Here is a 16,606-nt window from a genome sequence, read left to right as displayed (position 1 = left end):
ACTGTCAAGATGGAGCCGTGGCGAAGAAGGCGGCGCGAGGGCCGGAGCGCGAGAAACGCCGCGAGGATGCGCTCTCGCGCGAGCGGATCGTCGAAGCGGCGATCGCGCTGCTGGACGCGGACGGTGAGGATGGGCTGACGTTCCGCGCGCTCGCGACGAGCCTTTCGACGGGCCCGGGCGCAATCTACTGGCACGTCACGAACAGGAGCGAGCTCCTCGCCGCCGCGACCGACGCCGTGGTCGCGCGCACGATGGGCGAAGTGCGCGGCTCGACCCGGCCGCACGAGGCGATCCGTCGCGTCGCGCTCGGCGTGTTCGACGCGATCGAGGCGCACCCGTGGGTGGGTGCGCAGCTCTCACGCGCTCCGTGGGAGACGGCGATGCTGCGGATCTACGAGCGCCTCGGCCGCCAGGTCGAGGCGCTGGGCGTCCGCGGGAGCGCCCAGTTCACCGCGGCGTCGACGCTGCTCAGCTACGTCATCGGGGTGAGCGTCCAGAACGCCACGGCGAGCCAGTTCGCGCGCCGCGAGCTCGCGCCGTCGACGAACCGCGTCGACTTCCTCGAGGCGGCGGCGGCGCGCTGGCGCGAGCTCGACGCCCGTGAGTACCCGTTCACCCGAAACGTCGCCGCCCACCTCGCCGGCCACGACGACCGCAAAGAGTTCCTCGCCGGGATCGACCTGATCCTCGCCGGAGTCGCGGCCTCGAAGTAAGCCGCGGACGTCGCGATGCAAGCGCCGGTCGGTGAAACCTCCGAGGGCGCGAGGACGCGCATCGTCGCCGACGACGATGCGGACATGCGCGGCTACCTGGAGCGCTTACTCCGCCCGCTCCGCGTCATCGAGCTCGCTTTCAGGAGGGATGCGGTTCTCTACGTCAACCAGCGCGTACAGCGTGGCTGTATGGTGGGATGGCCACGACGAGGAGATTGACATTCGGATCGCGTTTGGATTTCCTGGCTCCTGTGGCGCTCAATGGTAAATCGACCGACGCTGCACCTGCGGCGCATCGCGCATTGGAGCAGCGACGCGGAGGAAGCGTCACAGGACGGCGAACCCACGATTCGTCGGATTCGTCGTTCATACGTGAGCGGCAACCCCTGGAGGAAATAAGACGACCATGAATTTGAGAGAGCTGAGCATTGCAACCTTCAATCTCTTCAACCTCAACGAACCCGGATTACCGATGTACTCGGACCCGGAGGGCTGGACCCAGGATCAATACAATCTCAAGCTCAAATGGGTCGCCTGGCAGCTAAAAATACTGAAACCCGACGTTTGCGGGTTCCAGGAATTATGGCACCGAGATTCCTTGAACAAATGCTTGCAGGCCGCGGGCATGACGGAAAATTACGATGTGCTGACGCCGGCAGAGGCTACGGGAACGAAGATCGTCTGTGCCGCCATCGTACGCAAGGGACTCCTGGAAGGCCAGCCGAGCTGGATAGAGCGTTTCCCCAGAAAATTCGTTCTGCAATCCAGCGGCGACGATCCGCAAACGCCGGACATCAACGTGGGCATCAGCGGCTTCTCCAGACCGGTCCTCCACTTCACGATAAAACCGCGCGAAAACGACCCTGCGATTCATGTCTACGTATGCCACTTCAAATCCAAGGCGCCGACGAAAGTATTCAACGAAGCCTGGTTCAAGGCAGACAGGACTGCATATTCAAAGCACTCGGCCGGGCTCGGGTCGGCGCTTTCGACGATCCGTCGAACGGCGGAGGCGGCAGCGCTTCGCTTCCTTTTGACAGAACAGATGAAGGGCAACAATACACCCGTCATCGTGATCGGCGATATCAACGATGGGCAGCAGAGCAACACTGCCAACGTGTTGACCGGCCAACCGAAGTACCTGGTAGGCGATTCGGCTGGAGGTGGGGACACCGCACTCTATACCGCGCAGACCTTGCAGGAGTATCGCGACACAAGGGACGTCTACTACACGCATGTCCATCAGGACATACGCGAATCGCTCGATCACATCCTGGTGAGCCAGGAGTTTTACGACAACAGCCGCAAACGTTTATGGATGTTCGACGGCATGACGGTGAATAACGATCATTTGAACTTCGAGGATCACAAGGCCGACGGCACCAACGATCACGGCATCATTCGCGCGATCTTCAAGTACAAGCCGATGAAGAAGGAAGCGCAGGACGTGATCGAAGAGGAGGCTTGAGCCCGCTCGCGGGTTCTGCGGCTTTGCGCGCTGTAACGCCCGCAGGCTGCGGAGTGAACGCGGCCTCCTCGATGCATCGATAAGCTCCTGATACAGCGTCACTTTTTCGAGGAGCAGAGCGGCGGTCTCCCGCGCAGGAGACGGGCCCAGATCGGCGTTTTCGGCGCGCAAGCGTACGAAGGTGCGCTGAGCACCGAGAACGTCGAGGTGGGCCCGTATCCGAAGCGGGCGACCGTCGCTCTAGAACGGGACGAAGTCCTGATCGCCTGCGGCGCGCGGCGCGCGCCCGTTGCTCGATGCGCCGCCGCTCGGGGGGCCCTTCTGCGGCGGCCTCCACAGCGCCTTGCCGCCGCGGCGGTCCGGTAAACGCCCCGGCGCCGCTGGCCTCTGGCCCGGGTCGCCGTCGCTCTCCTGCGCGAGGCGGAACGACGCCATCACGTTCTGGAGCTGCTCTGCCTGCGCCGAGAGCTCGGCCGCCGTGCTGGCGAGCTCCTCGGAGATCGCCGCGTTGCGCTGCGTGGCCTGCTCTATCAGCTCCACCGCCCCGCTGATCTGGGCCACGCCGTTCGACTGCTCCTTGGACGCCACGGCGACGCCCTGCACCAGCTCCGCGGTCTCCCGGATCGACGGGACGAGCTCCGCGATGAGCTGTCCCGAGCGCTCCGCGACGACGATGCTCGACGCGGCGAACGAGCCGATCTCCTTCGCCGAATCCCGGCTTCGCTCGGCCAGCCGCCGCACCTCCGTGGCGACCACGGCGAAGCCCTTGCCGTGCTCGCCCGCGCGAGCCGCCTCGATCGCGGCGTTCAAGGCGAGCAGGTTCGTCTGGTACGCGATCTCCTCGATGATCACGATCCGCTGGGTGATCGCCTTCATCGCCTCGACCGTCTCCCGGACCGCCTGACCGCTCTGCTCCGCGTCCCTCGTCCTCCGGTGCGCCGTCTCCTCGACCTGCTTGCAGTTGGCGGCGTTCTTCGCGATCGTGCCGCTCAGCTGCTGCAGGCTGGTCATCGTCTCCTCCACGGACGCCGCCTGCTCGCTGGTGCCCTGCGACAGGCTCTGCGCCGTCGCCGAGAGCTGCACCGAGACCGAGGAGACCGAGACCGCGCCGCTCCGGACCTCGCCGATGAGGCCCGCGAGGCGCTCCGACATGGCCTTCACGGCGCCGAGCATCTGGCCGAACTCGTCGGAGCTCTTCACCGTGACATTGCCCGTGAAGTCGCCCCCGGCGATGCGCTGGTGGATCGACACCGCCTGGGTGAGCGGCAAGAGGATCATCCTGCTGAAGACGACGGCGAGCACGGCGGCGACGACGATCGCGAGCAGACCTCCTATCTGCAGCGTCACGTACATCGTCTTGACGAGCGCGTTCGTCGCCGCCTGCCGCTGGGCGAGGAGGGCGACCTCCTCGTCGTCGATCTCCTTGAGCGCCGTGCGCATCTGGTCCATGAGGCCCTTCCCGCGCCCCTGCTTGACCTCCTCGACGGCGCGATCCGCCGGCCCCCTCGCCTCGTCCGCGCTGCGGCGCTGCTGGATGATCGGCTCCAGCACGGAGGAGAGCCACTCGTCGTGGAGCTTGTCGATCTTCTCGAGGCGCGTCTGCTGGCGCGGGTTGTCCCTGGTGAGCTCCCGGGCACGGCTCAGGCTTTGCTCGAACCGGTCTCGCCCGCTGCGGTACGGCTCCAGGAACGATTCCACCCCGGTGATGACGAAGCCGCGCTCTCCTGTCTCGGTGTCGAGCAGCGACGCCATGATCTCTCTCGTCGTGAGCATCACCTCGTAGGTGTGCTGGTCCCACGAGCGGGCCTCGTCGAGCTCCGCGAACCTCATGTAGGACGTGCCCGCCAGTCCGAGGACGATGACGACCATGGCGGCGAAGCCGAGGTAGAGCTTCCGGCCTACTCCGATATGCGCAAGCATGATGCATGCTCCGGGCTAGATGTGGTGCGGCTTCCTGCGAGCCCCGCCGGGGGCGGGAGCCGATAAACGGATGGCGCGACGCACCGCACGCGGTGGTCCGTCCCGTGGAGGCCCTCGGCGTGTCCGAGGAACAGGTACCCTGAAGGCGCGAGGCTGGCGATGAGCCTCGCCACGATCGACGCCTTCGTCGCGGCGTCGAAGTAGATGAGGACGTTCCGGCAGAAGATCAGATCGAAGAGGCCGAATCGCTTGGGTGCCGCGTCGAGCAGGTTGAAGCGCCGGAAGGTGATGAGCCTGCGCAGCTCCGGCCGGGCCTTCATGAGGCCCGCGCTCGCGCCCGTCCCGCGGAGCATGTAGCTGCGCAGGCGCTCCTCCGGGATCTCCGAGGCCCGCTCGATCGGCCACACCGCGCGTTGCGCCTGGTCGAGCGCGCGGACGGACAGGTCCGTCGCGAGGATGCAGATCCCCGGAGCGCCGGTCGACGCGGCGGCGGCCCGTGGCGGCGCCTGTCCCGCCGCGTCGCTGCGATCCCGGGAGGGCAGGCTGTCGAGCAACGACATCGCTATCGAGTAGGGCTCTTCCCCGGTCGAGCAGGCCGCGCTCCAGGCGCGCAGCGGGCGGCGGCCGCGCGCGAAGGACGCTCCGTGGCCTGCGCTGTCGTGCCACGCCGGGAGGATCTCGCGCTCGAGGAGCTCGAACTGATCGCGCTCCCGGAAGAAATGGGTCTCGTTCGTGCAGATGCAGTCGAGCATGTGCACGAGCTCGCCCTCGCCGCCCGGCGCGGTCACGCGGCGGTAGTACTCGCCGAAGCTGCGGAGCCCGAGCGCGCGGAGCCGGGGCCCGAGGCGGCAGATCAGGAGCGGCTTCTTCTGCGGGCCGAGCGCGATGCCCGAGGCGCTCTTGACGAGCCTCTGGAACAGCGCGAACTCCTCGTCGCTGAGGGCGCGCGGGCCCAGCTCGGCGAGCGAGATCATGGCCTGTCCCCTTCGCCGGCCGGCGCACCGTGGCCGCCCGGGAGCGCCGGCGGGGCCCCGGGGGCCGAGGGGCCGGGCGTCGTCGAGGCCATGAGCTCCGCCGGCGAGAGGATGCGGTCGATGTTGAGCAGCAGCACGAGCTTCTGGCCCACCTTCGCCATCCCGAGCAGCTGATCCACGCGCACCTGCGCGCCAAAGGCCGGCGCGTGCTCGATCTCGCCCTCGGAGAGCGTGAGCACATCGCCCACACCGTCGATGAGCAGGCCGAGGCGGGTGTTCTCGCCGTCGAGCTCGGTCTCGACGATGAGGACGCACGTCCACCGGCTCACCCTCGTCGGCGGCAGCCCGAGCTTGACCGCGAGATCGATGACCGGCACGACGCGGCCCCGAAGGTTCATGGCGCCGACGATGCACGCTGGCATCATCGGGACCCGCGATGTGACGCTGTGCTCGACGATCTCCCGCGCCCGGAGGATGTTCACCGCGTACTCGTCCCCCGCGATGATGAAGGAGATATATTGCGACACGGGGCTCGACGCGTCGGAGATCATGACGCCTCCATGGAGAGAGATGGCAAACGGGCGCCCTGCGCGCCGGGGCGCCGGCTCATCCTGGGCTGCCTCCGGCGGCCGCTGGCGCTGCCCTGCGCTCGTCGGGGGCCTCGACCGGGCCGAGGTCCCCGAGGACGCCGCCGAGCAACGCGTCGACGTCGAGGATCATCGCCACGCTGCCGTCGCCGAGGATGGTCGAGCCGGAGATGCCCCGGACGCGGCGAAACAGCTGGCCGAGCGGCTTGACCACCGTGCGCCCCTCGCCGTCGAGGAGGTCGACCACGAGGCCGGCCTCGGAGCCGTCGTGCGCGACGATGACGACGCGCTCGTCCGGCGGGGGAGATCCGCCGAGCCCGAAGAGCGCCCGGAGGCGGACGCACGGCAGCGCGCGTCCGCGCCGGATCATGAGCCCCTGGGCGCCGCCGTGCGCGAGCGCGCCGCGGGGCAGATCGCAGCAGGCGAGCACCGCGCGGAGCGGGATCACGTACCGCTCGCCGCCGATCCCGACGGAGAGCCCCTCGATGGTGGCCAGGGTGAGCGGGAGCTGGATCGACAGCGACGTGCCGTGCCCTTCGCGGCTCTCGATCCGGATCGTGCCCTGGATCGACTCCACGCTGCGCCGCACGACATCCATGCCCATGCCGCGCCCCGCCAGGTGGGACGACTCCGCCGCCGTGGAGAACCCGGGCTCGAACACGAGGCTGAAGAGCTCATGATCGGGGAGCGCCTCGGGCTCCGGGTGCCTCCCCAGCGCGCAGACGCGGGCGGCGATGCGCTCGCGGCTCATCCCGGCGCCGTCGTCGGAGATCCGGAGCGCGATGCCGCCCCGCTCGTGCGCGGCGTGAAGGGTGATCGTGCCGCAGGGGTCCTTGCCCGCGGCGCGCCGCGCCTCGGGCGGCTCGATGCCGTGACAGATCGCGTTGCGCAGGATGTGCGTCAGGGCGTCCCGGAACCGCTCGACCACGGCCGTGTCCACCTCGACGTCGCCGTGCACGACGAGAAGGCGCGCCTGCCTGCCGTGCGCGTGGGCGAGATCGCGCACCGTGCGCTCGTAGTGCCGGAACCAGGGGCCGACCGGCACCATGCGCGCGGCGCGCACCGCCTCCTCCAGCTCCTTGCAGAGCCGATCTTGCTCCTCCATCTCGTCGCGCAGCGCAGCGCCGGCGTCGCCGCGCACCGCGCGGAGCGTCCGGGCGATCCTGTTCCGGCCGAGGGTGAGCTCTCCGATGAGATCCGCCATGCAATCCAGCTTCTCGACGGCGACACGGATGCTCTTGATGCCGGTCGCTCCCTCCGCGTCGTCCTCGGTCGCGCGGCGCGCGCTCGTCGCCCCCGCGTCCTCCTCCGCCTTCAGCCCTCCGCGCCGCGCTTCCTCCAGGCGCGCGACGACCCCTCTGTACGAGGTGCTGCGCTCGGCCTGCCCCCGCTCGACCTCGGCAACGAGCCGGCGGGCTGCGTCCACCGTCTCGAGCAGCAGCGAGACCACGGGCGTCGAGAGCGGGAGCTCGCCGCGGCAGAGCGCCTCGATGATGTCCTCGGCGGCGTGCCCGAGATCGCTCAAGCCGCCGAGGCCTATCGAGCCGGCGCTCCCCTTGAGCGTATGGGTGGCGCGGAAGACGCGCTGGAGGACCTCGTGAGCGTCGCGGCCGGTCTCGAGTTGCAGCAGCGCGCGCTCGATCTCGTCGAGGAGCTCGTGCGCCTCTGGCGTGAACGTCTGGAGCAGCTCGTCGCGATCGCTGTCCATGCGGCTCACAGAGGCCGGATCGAGATGGCGCCGTCGCTCGTCCGGAAGACGATCTCTAGTGCTTGCTCAGCGCCATCTGCTCGATATGCAGGAGGGTCTGAGAATCGTCGACCAGCAGGATTTTCTTCCGCGGCATCGTTGCCCCCCTCGATCCGATTCAGCGGACATGGCGCGGCTGTGCCATCGCGCATGAGCACGACTCCCCCTCTTCCACCTGCCAGCCACCTGCCAGCCACCTGCCAGCAGGGCGTCTCCCCCGAGCAGGATCACCCTACCACGAGAGCAGGCGGAACCTCCAATAGAAATTTGCAACAGGCACGCATCTGGTCCCTGTCGGTCGCGATGATTTACCGGCTCGCCCGGATCCTCTCCATGAGGTTCGCGACCACGGCGCTGGCGGCATGCGGGCGGGCAGGCGCTGGTAGGCCTGCAGCCGGAGCGCGCGGCCTCGAGTGGAGGCGCCATCCCCGCAGCGACAGCGATCGCGCGCGGACCAGGCGCGCGAGCTCCGCGACCGGGAGCTCATGGAGGTCGAAGGCAGCTGGAAGGGAGGCGGCAGGGAGACAGGTAGCAGGGAAGCAAAGGATGTGCGCCGCAACAACGCACAGCAAGCCTGAAGGAGCGACGCGCGGGTGCGTTCGGATGTCGAGCCACAAGGACGCCTGGAGGGCGTGAGCGCCGCCCGCGACCCATGGACGGTGCGGTCCGGCGAGATCCGTTGTCGGACCGCACCCTCGAATCCATCGCTCGGCGCTCCGCGAGGGTTCCTGAGGGTCGAGGGCGGCGCCCTCGGGAAGGCAGAACAGGCCGAGCTCGACCGCGGGAGCGTGGTAGCTCGACTGGCACAGCTGCCAGAGCAGCCGATCATCGATTGCGCGTGGACGGCATCAACGCTGGCGCTCGCTCGCGGGTCACGATGCCGTTGCTGCTGAAGCATCACGGTTACTTACCGACTGCTGCCCCACCAACACCAGGATCGCGCGACGGGCCTCGCCCGACCGGATCGCGCGGAGGTGGCACCTCGAGGGCTGGTTCACCGCGCTGGCGCAGCGCCTGGCTTCCGGCGCCCTGAGCGCCCCGCCTCCGGGGTGCTCGGGGCAGCCGTCGGGTCCGGGCCCCGAGGGGCGCGCGTGCGCCGCGCTCACCGCTCCTGCTCGACCATCGCGCTCCCGCCGTGGCGCCGGACCGGCTCGGCGACCGCGGTCACGGTCCCATCGCCGTCGAAGCGCAGGGCCGTGGCCGCGCCGATCTCGCCTCCCATCGTGCCCGCGTCGGAGAGGACGTGGCCCAGGGACGCGAGCCCCTCGGCCTCCGGGGCGCTCAGGAACGCCGTCTCCGCGTCGGTGGCGCCGTCGCCCGAGTTGCGCTGCGACAGGCGCGGCGCCGCGAGCGCCCTGTCGATGGGGAGGCCCAGATCGAACTGGCCGACGAGGATCTGCAGCACCGTGGTGATGATGGTGGACCCGCCTGGCGAGCCGAGCGCGAGCACGGGCTTGCCGTCCTTGAGGACGATCGTGGGGCTCATGCTGCTGCGCGGCCGCTTGCCCGGCTCGACGGCGTTGGGTGCGGCGAGCTCGGGTCGGGCGGGATGTTGAAGTCCGTGAGCTCGTTGTTCAGCAGGAAGCCGTACCCCGGTACGACGATGCCATTGCCGCCCTCGAACTCGATGGTGCAGGTATAGGACACGATGTTCCCGGCGGCGTTCCCCCCTCGCTTCAGGATCTCGATGGCGGCCAGCGTCCCGCGGAGATCGACCGTCGCCGCCGCCCCCCGCCGCCCGGTGGCCGTCGGCGCGATCTCCGGGAGCCGGGCGAACAGGTCGTCCCCGGCGCCGCCCTCGGTGGCGTCCGGCTCGGCGCCTGCGTGGCCCGGCGCGGAGCCGCCGTGGCCCACCGGAGCGAGCCTCTCGTCCGGTCTGCAGGCGCTGCAGGAGGCGCAAAGGAGGAAGAGAGCGAGAAGGAGTCCGGGTGTCTTCATGGGTCCTCTCGGGGTGCGCTGGAGGACGGACGGCTCACGGTCGCACCCCGCCTCTGCGGCAGAGTCGGCCGTGAGGGCCCTGTCCAGGAGCCGCCATGTGCGGCATCGCATTGCTCCGGAGATTCACAATGCAACCGCCGTACCGGCGTTCGCAGCCGAGCGGGCGGCTGTGAGGTCGAGCCGGTCCTTGCCACAAGGCAACCATCGCGGTAATGGGTTCGGCAGGTCATGAGCGCCAGCGCGTAGCCCCGGCTCGCTGGCCGACAACCCTCCGATCCGCGGTGGGGTGTCCCGGGTGACGACCTGGCCGGCCGCATGTGCGGCGGGCAAGCGCGGACTCTGGTCGCCCGGAGTCCCCTGGACTCGTGAGGTGGTATGTCGATCACGAGGCGATCGCGCGGGCCGACGGCGCGCTGCGCGGCGTGCTCTCACGCCATCGGCTGCTCGCCGTGACGGGGGCGAGCAACGTCACGGGCGAGCTGTGGCCGCTCCCGGAGCTCGCCGCGGTCGCCCATCGCCACGGCGCGCGGCTCGCCGTGGACGCGGCCCAGCTCGCTCCACACCGGCGAGCTTCGGCGTCGGCACCAGCGGGCCGGACATCGACCGGTTCCTCCTCGCGATCGCCGAGCTCGTCGCCCGGGGTCCCCGCTGGCGTTATCGCCTCGACGGAGGGCGGCATGTCCCCGATCCGGATCCTCGCCCGCGCCCTGCGCTGGCGGGCCTCCTCGCCGGGGGCGCGGCCAGCGCGGCGCTCGGGCCCCTGGCGAGCCAGCTCGCGCCCTGCCAGGCGCCCCCCTGAGGCGGATCAGCCCCCGGGCGCGCGGCCGAGGGCGAGCGCGCGCCGCGCGAGCGCGCGCAGGTCGGCGAGGGTCGCCCCCTCCAGCGGCGAGGCCTCGGCGTCGAAGTCCTCGCCGCGCGCCGGCGCATCCCCCCGGCCGAGCGCGTCGAGGAGCCAGCGCGCCGTGAGCACGTCGCCGCCGAGCCACGCGCGCGCCGGCGAAACGAGCGGGACGTGCGGATCGTCGGCGAGCGCCGCGGCCTCGATCCAGCCGATGGGCACGCGCGCCAGCACCGCGGCGGAGGCGCCCGGCGGCACCGGATCGTCGGGCGCGGTCACGGGCTGGAAGCGCTCGGCCGCGAGCTCGGGCGCCTCGCCGCCGTCGATCAGCGGGAGCGCGGCGCGGAGGGCGACCCCCTCGACGACGGCGCGCGCGAGCGCCTCGAGCGACAGGCGCGCCGGGAGGACCTCGGAGAGCGCGGCCGGGGCCTTGCCCAGCCAGCGGTCGATGACGCGCTCGTCCGGCGCCGCGAGCTCCGGGGGGATCGCGGGCGCCGCGTCGAGGCCCGCGAAGACCTCGATGAGGACCGCGCCGTCCGGCGTGGCGTCGAGGCCGAGCAGCGCGGCGGGGCGGTGCTGCAGCGAGATCCACTCGCGCCCGAAGTAATGCGCGGGCGCGCCGGCGCGGGAGAAGCCCTTGAGAAAGCCGCGCACGTTGCGGTTGAGGAGCGTCCGGGCCGTGGCGTCGGGCGCGAGCGCGGCGGCGTGCGGCAGCGCGAGGGTCCACACGACGCCGCGCCCGCCGAGGAACGCGGCGGTGCCCGTCGTGGCGCGCCGCAGGACCTTCGCGCCGCGCGCGGCGCAGGCCGAGAGGTCGACCACGCGCGCTGCGCGCTGGGCCGCGCCCAGCACCACGGCAGGCCCCTCGACGAGGCTGGCGGCGAGCCAGGGCGCCTCCCCTGCGGAGCGGGCGCGCGCGAGCAGCGCGGGGCCGAGCGCGAGCGCGTCCTCGAGAGGGCGATGAACCGGCGGGAGCGAGTGCATGGCGGGCATCGAGGGAGTCTCCTTGGCGTGAAGCTCGGCGCGCGGCGATGCGGCGATCTGCCGGCCTGCGGAAGCCATCGACCCGTTGACGGCAGCCCGGGGTGGGGTGTGCCATGGTGCCATGTTCAACGCCCGCCCCGATCGACCATGGCTCCCCGCCGAGCCCGCGGAGCGACTGCTCCGGGTGGAGATCACGGTACCCCGGCCCGAGGGGAGCCAGGCCCGCAAGCCTGTCCACCTCTCGCTGGTGATCGACCGCTCCGGCTCCATGTCCGGCGAGAAGCTCCGGCTCGCGCTGGAAGCTGCTCGCCAGGCCATCCGCACCCTCCAGCCCGGCGACCGCTTCAGCGTGGTCACCTTCGACCACCAGGTCGAGGTGCCCATCCCCTCCACCGAGGCCACGCCTGGGGCGCGGCTCCGCGCCGAGGCCGCGCTCGACACGGTGACCGCGCGAGGCAACACCGACCTGGGCGGCGGCTGGCTCCGCGGCTGCGCCGAGGTGGGCGCGCACCTGCCCGAGGATGCCATCGGCCGCGTCCTCCTGCTCACCGACGGCCAGGCCAACCACGGGATCACCTCGCCCGACGAGCTGACCTCCCATGCCCGCTCCCAGCGGCTGCGCCGGGTGACCACCAGCACCATTGGCCTGGGCGAGGGCTTCAATGAATTCCTCCTGGGCCGCCTCTCCGAGGAGGGCGGCGGCAACTTCTATTTCGCTGCGCGCGCCGACGAGCTCCCCGGCTTCGTCGGCCGGGAGATCGGCGAGGTGCTCTCCGTGGTCGCCCGCGACGCCGCGCTCCTGATCCGCGCGCCCGAGAGCGTCGAGGTGGAGTCGCTCAATGACTACCCCTGCACCCGCGACGGCGGGACTTGCTCCTTCTCGCTCGGCTCGCTCCCGGGCGGGATGGTGCTGGCCCCGATGTTCCGGCTGCGCTTCCCCGCCGGCGCGATCGGCGAGACGCACCTGGTCGACGTCGCGCTCACGGACCGGGACGGCGCGCTGTCGAAGGAGCCCTGGACGCTGGCATGGCCTCGGGTCGCGGAGGAGCAGGTCCGCGCCCAGCCGGCGGATCCGGAGGTGCTCCGGGCCGCGGCTGCGCTCGACGCCGCCCGCGCTCGCCGGGTGGCCCTGGGGCTCAACGACGATCGCCGGTGGCAGGAAGCCGCGTCCACGCTGGCCGACGCGGCCAACCGGCTCCGAGGCTACGCCGACGGGGATCCCGAGATCCGGGCCGAGGCGGACCGGCTCGACGCCGAGCGAGATGCCTATTCCAGGCCGATGTCCTCCCTGAGCAAGAAGAGCCATTATTACGACGCGATGATGGCCATGAAGATGGGCGGCCGCGGCCGTGCCCGGCCGGGCCCTCGGGTCCTCGGGGTCCCCACGGCTGCCCGGCTGGACCCGCTGCTCCGGACGGCATCCCAGGCGCTCGGCGGTGTGAAGGGCGCGCCGGCCTTCGACGTGGACGTGTCGTTCCAGGGGGCCTCGATCCCTGCCGGTCCGCTCTCGCAGCGCGGCGAGGACGAGCTGGCCACCTACGCGGACTCGCTGGATCCCGGCGCCCTCAAGGTGGTCTTCGTGGAGCAGCCCCTGCTGGACCGCTGGTTCTCGCACTGGCATCCGGGACACCGGACGGCGGTGATCTCGCTGGCCGGCCTGGATCAGCTCATCTCCTTGCCAGCCGCGTCCTTCGTGGCCTACGAGCTGCTCCTCTACGGGCTACACGCCCTCTCCGCCGATTATGAGCCCGCGAAGCTGTTGCACACCGAGACCCTCGCCTGCCTCTTCGACCTCTGCCAGCAGAAGGCCGACGTGGCTATCAAGCTCCAGGCCGGTCATGTCTGCGCCGGGTGCCTCGGGAAGCTCTCTACCGTCGGCCTGGATCGCGACGTGGTGACCCAGCTATGGCGAGCGGTCCAGGCGCTCGCTCAGTCGGGGACGTCCACGGGGCGCTGACCTCCAGCATCTGCTTGTCTTATCCGCCGCAAGACGGTCGCGGAAGCTCGTAGGCCGGAGATTTGTCGAAGACGATGCCTTGGGTTTGGAACATGTGTGCAACAGAGGGCGGCGCTCAGCAGCTTCCTCCTCAGCGAGCTCCCCCACGCCGGGATCGCCACGGGGCTGGGCTGGCTGACGTTCTACGGGTTCACCCTCCTTGGTGATGGCCAGCGGCGACATTCGTGCGCTCTGGCTGACCCGCGGAGGGGTCGGCGGCCCCCCCGGCGCGCCCCCTCGATCACGGTCCAATGCGCTGCCAGGACCCTCCCGGGAGACTTGAAATTCAAACTGGCGCGGGACGAGGCCCGGCGGGCAGCCGCCGGTGGTAGCATCTCCCCATGGTGACCGAAGAGGAGCTGGCAGAGCAGCGCGTCGGCACGCGGATCGGCCCCTGGGCGGTGGAGAGCGTCCTCGGGGTCGGCGGCATGGCGAGCGTCTTCTTTTGCCGCCGGGCGGACGGGTGCGTGGCGGCGCTCAAGGTCCTGCACGCCGAGCTCGCCGAGATCGAGGCGGTGCGGAAGCGGTTCTTGCGCGAGGGGCCGATCGGGAGCGCGCTGGCCGCCGTGGCGCCGCTCTGCGACGGGCTCCCCCAGGTGCTGGAGTCCGGGGCCACCGACGACGGCCTTGTCTACATGGCCATGGAGGTGCTCGAGGGAGAGACCGTGTTCGACCGCATGGCGCGGCACGGGACGCTCCCTGTCGGGCAGGTGCTCGCGCTCGGCGAGCGGGTCCTCGACGTGCTGATCGTGGCGCACGAGCACGGCGTCGTTCACCGCGATCTCAAGCCCGAGAACCTCCACATCGGGAGCGACGGGCGCGTGCGGGTGCTGGATTTCGGCCTCGCGCGCGTCCTCGACCCGCTGCTCGAGGACGTCGCCGGGGTGCCGGAGATGACGAAGACCAAGACGGGCGTGTCGATCGGCACCGACGATTACATGGCGCCCGAGCAGGCCCTGGGCCTCATCCACGAGATCGACGGCCGGACCGACCTCTTCGGCCTTGGAGCGACGATGTTCCGGCTGCTCGCGGGCCGCACGATCCACGGCAACCTGGACGACGCGCGCCTGCTCATCGCGGTCGCCACCGAGAAGGCGCCGCCCCTCGCGATGCACGCCCCCACGGCGCCGCCCGGCCTGTGCGCCGTGGTCGACCGCGCCCTCGCCTTCCTCAAGCAGGAGCGATATCCCGACGCGAGGACGATGCGCGCCGATCTCGCCGCCGTGCGCGCCGGCCGCGAGCCGCCTTATGCGACGGCCGCGGCGCGGCAGCCGCGCGGGGCGACGGGGGCGTAGGGACCGGGGGCAGACCGCGCTCCAGGTGGATCCAGAAGGCGGGAAGGCCGGAAGAAAGATCGATGATCTTCGTGCCTTCATGGAACTCTCTCCGGGTCGATGGGCGCTGACGGGCCGGCAGGCAGGTCATCTCTTGCTCAGCGGCCGCGCGATCTGGACGATCTTCTCCCGCGCGAACTTGCACGCCTCGTCGTCGTCCGTGGCGGCGGGCCACAGCAGCTCCATGTACCCGGGCTGGACCTCGAACGGCAGGGGCTTGGTCCGGAGGTGCGCCCTGACGGCGCGGATGTCGTCGGCGACGATCTCGGGCACGGTCGCCAGCATCGCCGTGCCGTCGATCAGCGCGCCCAGGTTGGAGAAGCTCGCGACGGAGCACCGGATCCTCCGCGTCTTGCCGAGCAGGTCCTCCACGAAGCCGCGCAGGTCCCCGTTGTACGAGACGATGACGTGATCGTGCGCGAAGTACTGGGCCTCCGTCAGCTTGCGCAGGCGCGCGTGGCGCGGGTCGTACAGGCAGGTGAAGCCGGTCTTCAAGAGCGGCCGCCGGCGGACGTTCGAAGGCAGATCGTCGGCGACCGTGATCGCCGCGTCGACGCCGCCGGCGAGCGCTGCGCCCACGGTGCGGAACTGCACGGGCACGGCGACGACGCGCATGCGCGGCGCCTCGCGCTCGAGCGCGCGCAAGAGCGGCGGGAGCAGCCACACCTCGGCCGTGTCGGAGAGCCCGAGGCGGAGGGTGCGCTCGCACGTCTTCGCGTCGAAGGTCGGCGGCGCCAGCGCGGCGTCGATCAGGGCGCCGAGGTGCGGCTTCAGCGACGCGCGCAGCCGTTCGCCGCGGCTCGTCAGCGCGACCCCGCGCCCGCTCCGCACGAAGAGCGGCGCGCCGATCGTCGCGGTCAGGCGCCGGAGCGCGGCGCTCACGGCCGGCTGCGTCAGGTACAGCCGGCTCGCCGCCTCCGTGACGCTGCCCGCCTCGGCGACGACGGCGAAGACGCGGAGCAGGTTCAGGTCGAGGTTTCTCCCATAAACGTCAGGCATGTCGAGAATACATACTATTCATTGGAGCAATGAAACGCGAGCGCCTAGGGTGACGGCATGACGACGACGAACACCACCAAGCTCGGCAAAGCTGGCCCCTCCGTCTTCCCCCTCGCCCTCGGCTGCATGAGCATGGGCGGGGGCAGCTGGTACGGCGAGAGCGACGAGGCGGAGAGCATCGCGACCATCCACGCGGCGCTCGATCGGGGCGTGAGCCTCCTCGACACCGGCGACTTCTACGGCATGGGCAAGAACGAGATGCTCGTCGGCCGGGCCATCAAGGACCGGCGCGACAAGGCCGTGCTCAGCGTGAAGTACGGCGGCCTGCGCGCGCCCGACGGCACCTTCCTCGGATTCGACGCCCGTCCGATGGCGACGAAGAGCTTCCTCGCCCATAGCCTGTCGCGCCTCGGCGTCGACTACGTCGACATCTACCGGCCCGCGCGCCTGGACCCGGCGGTCCCGATCGAGGACACGATCGGCGCCATCGCCGACATGGTGAAGGCGGGCTATGTCCGCCACATCGCCCTCTCCGAGGTGGGCGTGGAGACGATCCGCCGCGCCGCGAAGGTGCACCCGATCGTGGACCTCCAGATCGAGTATGCGCTCGTGAGCCGCGGCCCCGAGGCGACGATCTTCCCCGCGCTCGCCGAGCTCGGCGTCGCGGTCACCGCGTACGGCGTGCTCTCGCGCGGCCTGCTGGCCGGGAGCAAGCCGGCCGGCGCGGGCGACATGCGGGCCCACCTGCCGCGCTTCTCGGGCGACAACGCCCGGAAGAACCAGGCCCTCGTCGACGCCTTCGTTCGCCTCGCAGAGAGGCGCGGCGTCACCCCCGTGCAGCTCGCGATCGCCTGGGTCCGCGCCAAGGGCGCCGCGCAGGGCGTCACGGTGATCCCGACCATGGGCGCGCGCACGCGGAAGCAGCTCGAGGATGCCCTCGCCGGCCTCGAGATCGCGCTTTCGCCCTCCGACCTCGCCGAGCTCGAGGCCGCCGTCCCCGCGGAGGAGATCGCCGGCACCCGCTACCCCGCGCCCATGATGGCGATGCTCGACAGCGAGAGGTGACCTCAGGGCCGCCTCATCGTCGATGCATGGATGAATCGATCGG

At 70.7% G+C, this 16,606-nt stretch carries 12 protein-coding genes, 2 pseudogenes and 1 riboswitch; of the genes and pseudogenes, 7 read left to right on the top strand and 7 right to left on the bottom strand.

Annotation, left to right across the window (positions count from 1 at the left end; translation table 11 throughout):
• The first annotated feature begins 17 nt into the window (after positions 1 to 17).
• From WMF39_RS06635 to WMF39_RS06625, 3 genes are all read left to right on the top strand, one after another.
• Positions 18 to 713: a TetR/AcrR family transcriptional regulator gene (locus tag WMF39_RS06635; protein ID WP_437744698.1), complete on the top strand. Its 696-nt coding sequence runs from the start codon at positions 18 to 20 to the stop codon at positions 711 to 713.
• 15 nt (positions 714 to 728) lie between these two features.
• The gene (locus tag WMF39_RS06630) at positions 729 to 932 is read left to right on the top strand and encodes a hypothetical protein (RefSeq protein WP_437744697.1); all 204 of its coding nucleotides are present in this window, start codon (positions 729 to 731) and stop codon (positions 930 to 932) included.
• Between the two features lie 187 nt (positions 933 to 1,119).
• Positions 1,120 to 2,181 carry an endonuclease/exonuclease/phosphatase family protein gene (locus WMF39_RS06625; protein WP_437744696.1) on the top strand — a complete coding sequence of 354 codons (1,062 nt, stop codon included), beginning with the start codon at positions 1,120 to 1,122 and terminating at the stop codon, positions 2,179 to 2,181.
• 240 nt (positions 2,182 to 2,421) lie between these two features.
• On the opposite strand, the gene WMF39_RS06620 is transcribed toward WMF39_RS06625, so the two are convergent.
• From WMF39_RS06620 to WMF39_RS06600, 5 genes and pseudogenes are all read right to left on the bottom strand, one after another.
• Complete coding sequence (locus WMF39_RS06620) at positions 2,422 to 4,101, bottom strand: methyl-accepting chemotaxis protein (protein WP_437744695.1); 1,680 nt, start codon at positions 4,099 to 4,101, stop codon at positions 2,422 to 2,424.
• Positions 4,080 to 5,075: a CheR family methyltransferase gene (locus tag WMF39_RS06615; protein WP_437744694.1), complete on the bottom strand. Its 996-nt coding sequence runs from the start codon at positions 5,073 to 5,075 to the stop codon at positions 4,080 to 4,082. The genes WMF39_RS06620 and WMF39_RS06615 overlap by 22 nt, the downstream gene beginning before the upstream one ends.
• On the bottom strand, positions 5,072 to 5,626 hold the full coding sequence (locus tag WMF39_RS06610; protein ID WP_437744693.1) for a chemotaxis protein CheW: 555 nt from the start codon (positions 5,624 to 5,626) through the stop codon (positions 5,072 to 5,074). The genes WMF39_RS06615 and WMF39_RS06610 overlap by 4 nt, the downstream gene beginning before the upstream one ends.
• 55 nt (positions 5,627 to 5,681) lie before the next feature.
• On the bottom strand, positions 5,682 to 7,370 hold the full coding sequence (locus tag WMF39_RS06605) for a chemotaxis protein CheA (RefSeq protein WP_437744692.1): 1,689 nt from the start codon (positions 7,368 to 7,370) through the stop codon (positions 5,682 to 5,684).
• A 1,141-nt stretch (positions 7,371 to 8,511) separates the two neighbouring features.
• Positions 8,512 to 9,347: pseudogene (locus WMF39_RS06600) on the bottom strand (gamma-glutamyltransferase).
• Between the two features lie 224 nt (positions 9,348 to 9,571).
• Positions 9,572 to 9,686: riboswitch (SAM riboswitch) on the top strand.
• A 95-nt stretch (positions 9,687 to 9,781) separates the two neighbouring features.
• Between WMF39_RS06600 and WMF39_RS06595 the strand changes: the two are divergent.
• Positions 9,782 to 9,922: pseudogene (locus WMF39_RS06595) on the top strand (aminotransferase class V-fold PLP-dependent enzyme); the annotation flags it as partial.
• Positions 9,923 to 10,152: 230 nt separating this feature from the next.
• On the opposite strand, the gene WMF39_RS06590 reads toward WMF39_RS06595, so the two are convergent.
• Complete coding sequence (locus WMF39_RS06590) at positions 10,153 to 11,178, bottom strand: lipoyl protein ligase domain-containing protein (RefSeq protein ID WP_437744691.1); 1,026 nt, start codon at positions 11,176 to 11,178, stop codon at positions 10,153 to 10,155.
• A 112-nt stretch (positions 11,179 to 11,290) separates the two neighbouring features.
• On the opposite strand from WMF39_RS06590, the gene WMF39_RS06585 reads away from it, so the two are divergent.
• Both WMF39_RS06585 and WMF39_RS06580 read left to right on the top strand, forming a co-directional pair.
• Entirely contained in the window at positions 11,291 to 13,126 is a 1,836-nt protein-coding gene (locus WMF39_RS06585; RefSeq protein ID WP_437744690.1) for a vWA domain-containing protein, read from the top strand.
• A 380-nt stretch (positions 13,127 to 13,506) separates the two neighbouring features.
• Complete coding sequence (locus WMF39_RS06580) at positions 13,507 to 14,460, top strand: serine/threonine-protein kinase (RefSeq protein WP_437744689.1); 954 nt, start codon at positions 13,507 to 13,509, stop codon at positions 14,458 to 14,460.
• Between the two features lie 126 nt (positions 14,461 to 14,586).
• Here WMF39_RS06580 and WMF39_RS06575 read toward each other — a convergent pair whose 3' ends face one another.
• Positions 14,587 to 15,498: a LysR family transcriptional regulator gene (locus WMF39_RS06575; RefSeq protein WP_437744688.1), complete on the bottom strand. Its 912-nt coding sequence runs from the start codon at positions 15,496 to 15,498 to the stop codon at positions 14,587 to 14,589.
• Positions 15,499 to 15,555: 57 nt separating this feature from the next.
• On the opposite strand from WMF39_RS06575, the gene WMF39_RS06570 reads away from it, so the two are divergent.
• Complete coding sequence (locus WMF39_RS06570; protein ID WP_437744687.1) at positions 15,556 to 16,563, top strand: aldo/keto reductase; 1,008 nt, start codon at positions 15,556 to 15,558, stop codon at positions 16,561 to 16,563.
• Positions 16,564 to 16,606: the final 43 nt, after the last annotated feature.

It is taken from the genome of Sorangium sp. So ce1504 (assembly GCF_051521635.1).
GTDB lineage: Bacteria > Myxococcota_A > Polyangia > Polyangiales > Polyangiaceae > Sorangium > Sorangium cellulosum_B.
The sequence above is the reverse complement of the archived record's forward strand: the minus strand, read 5'-3'. Positions and strand labels throughout refer to the sequence as shown.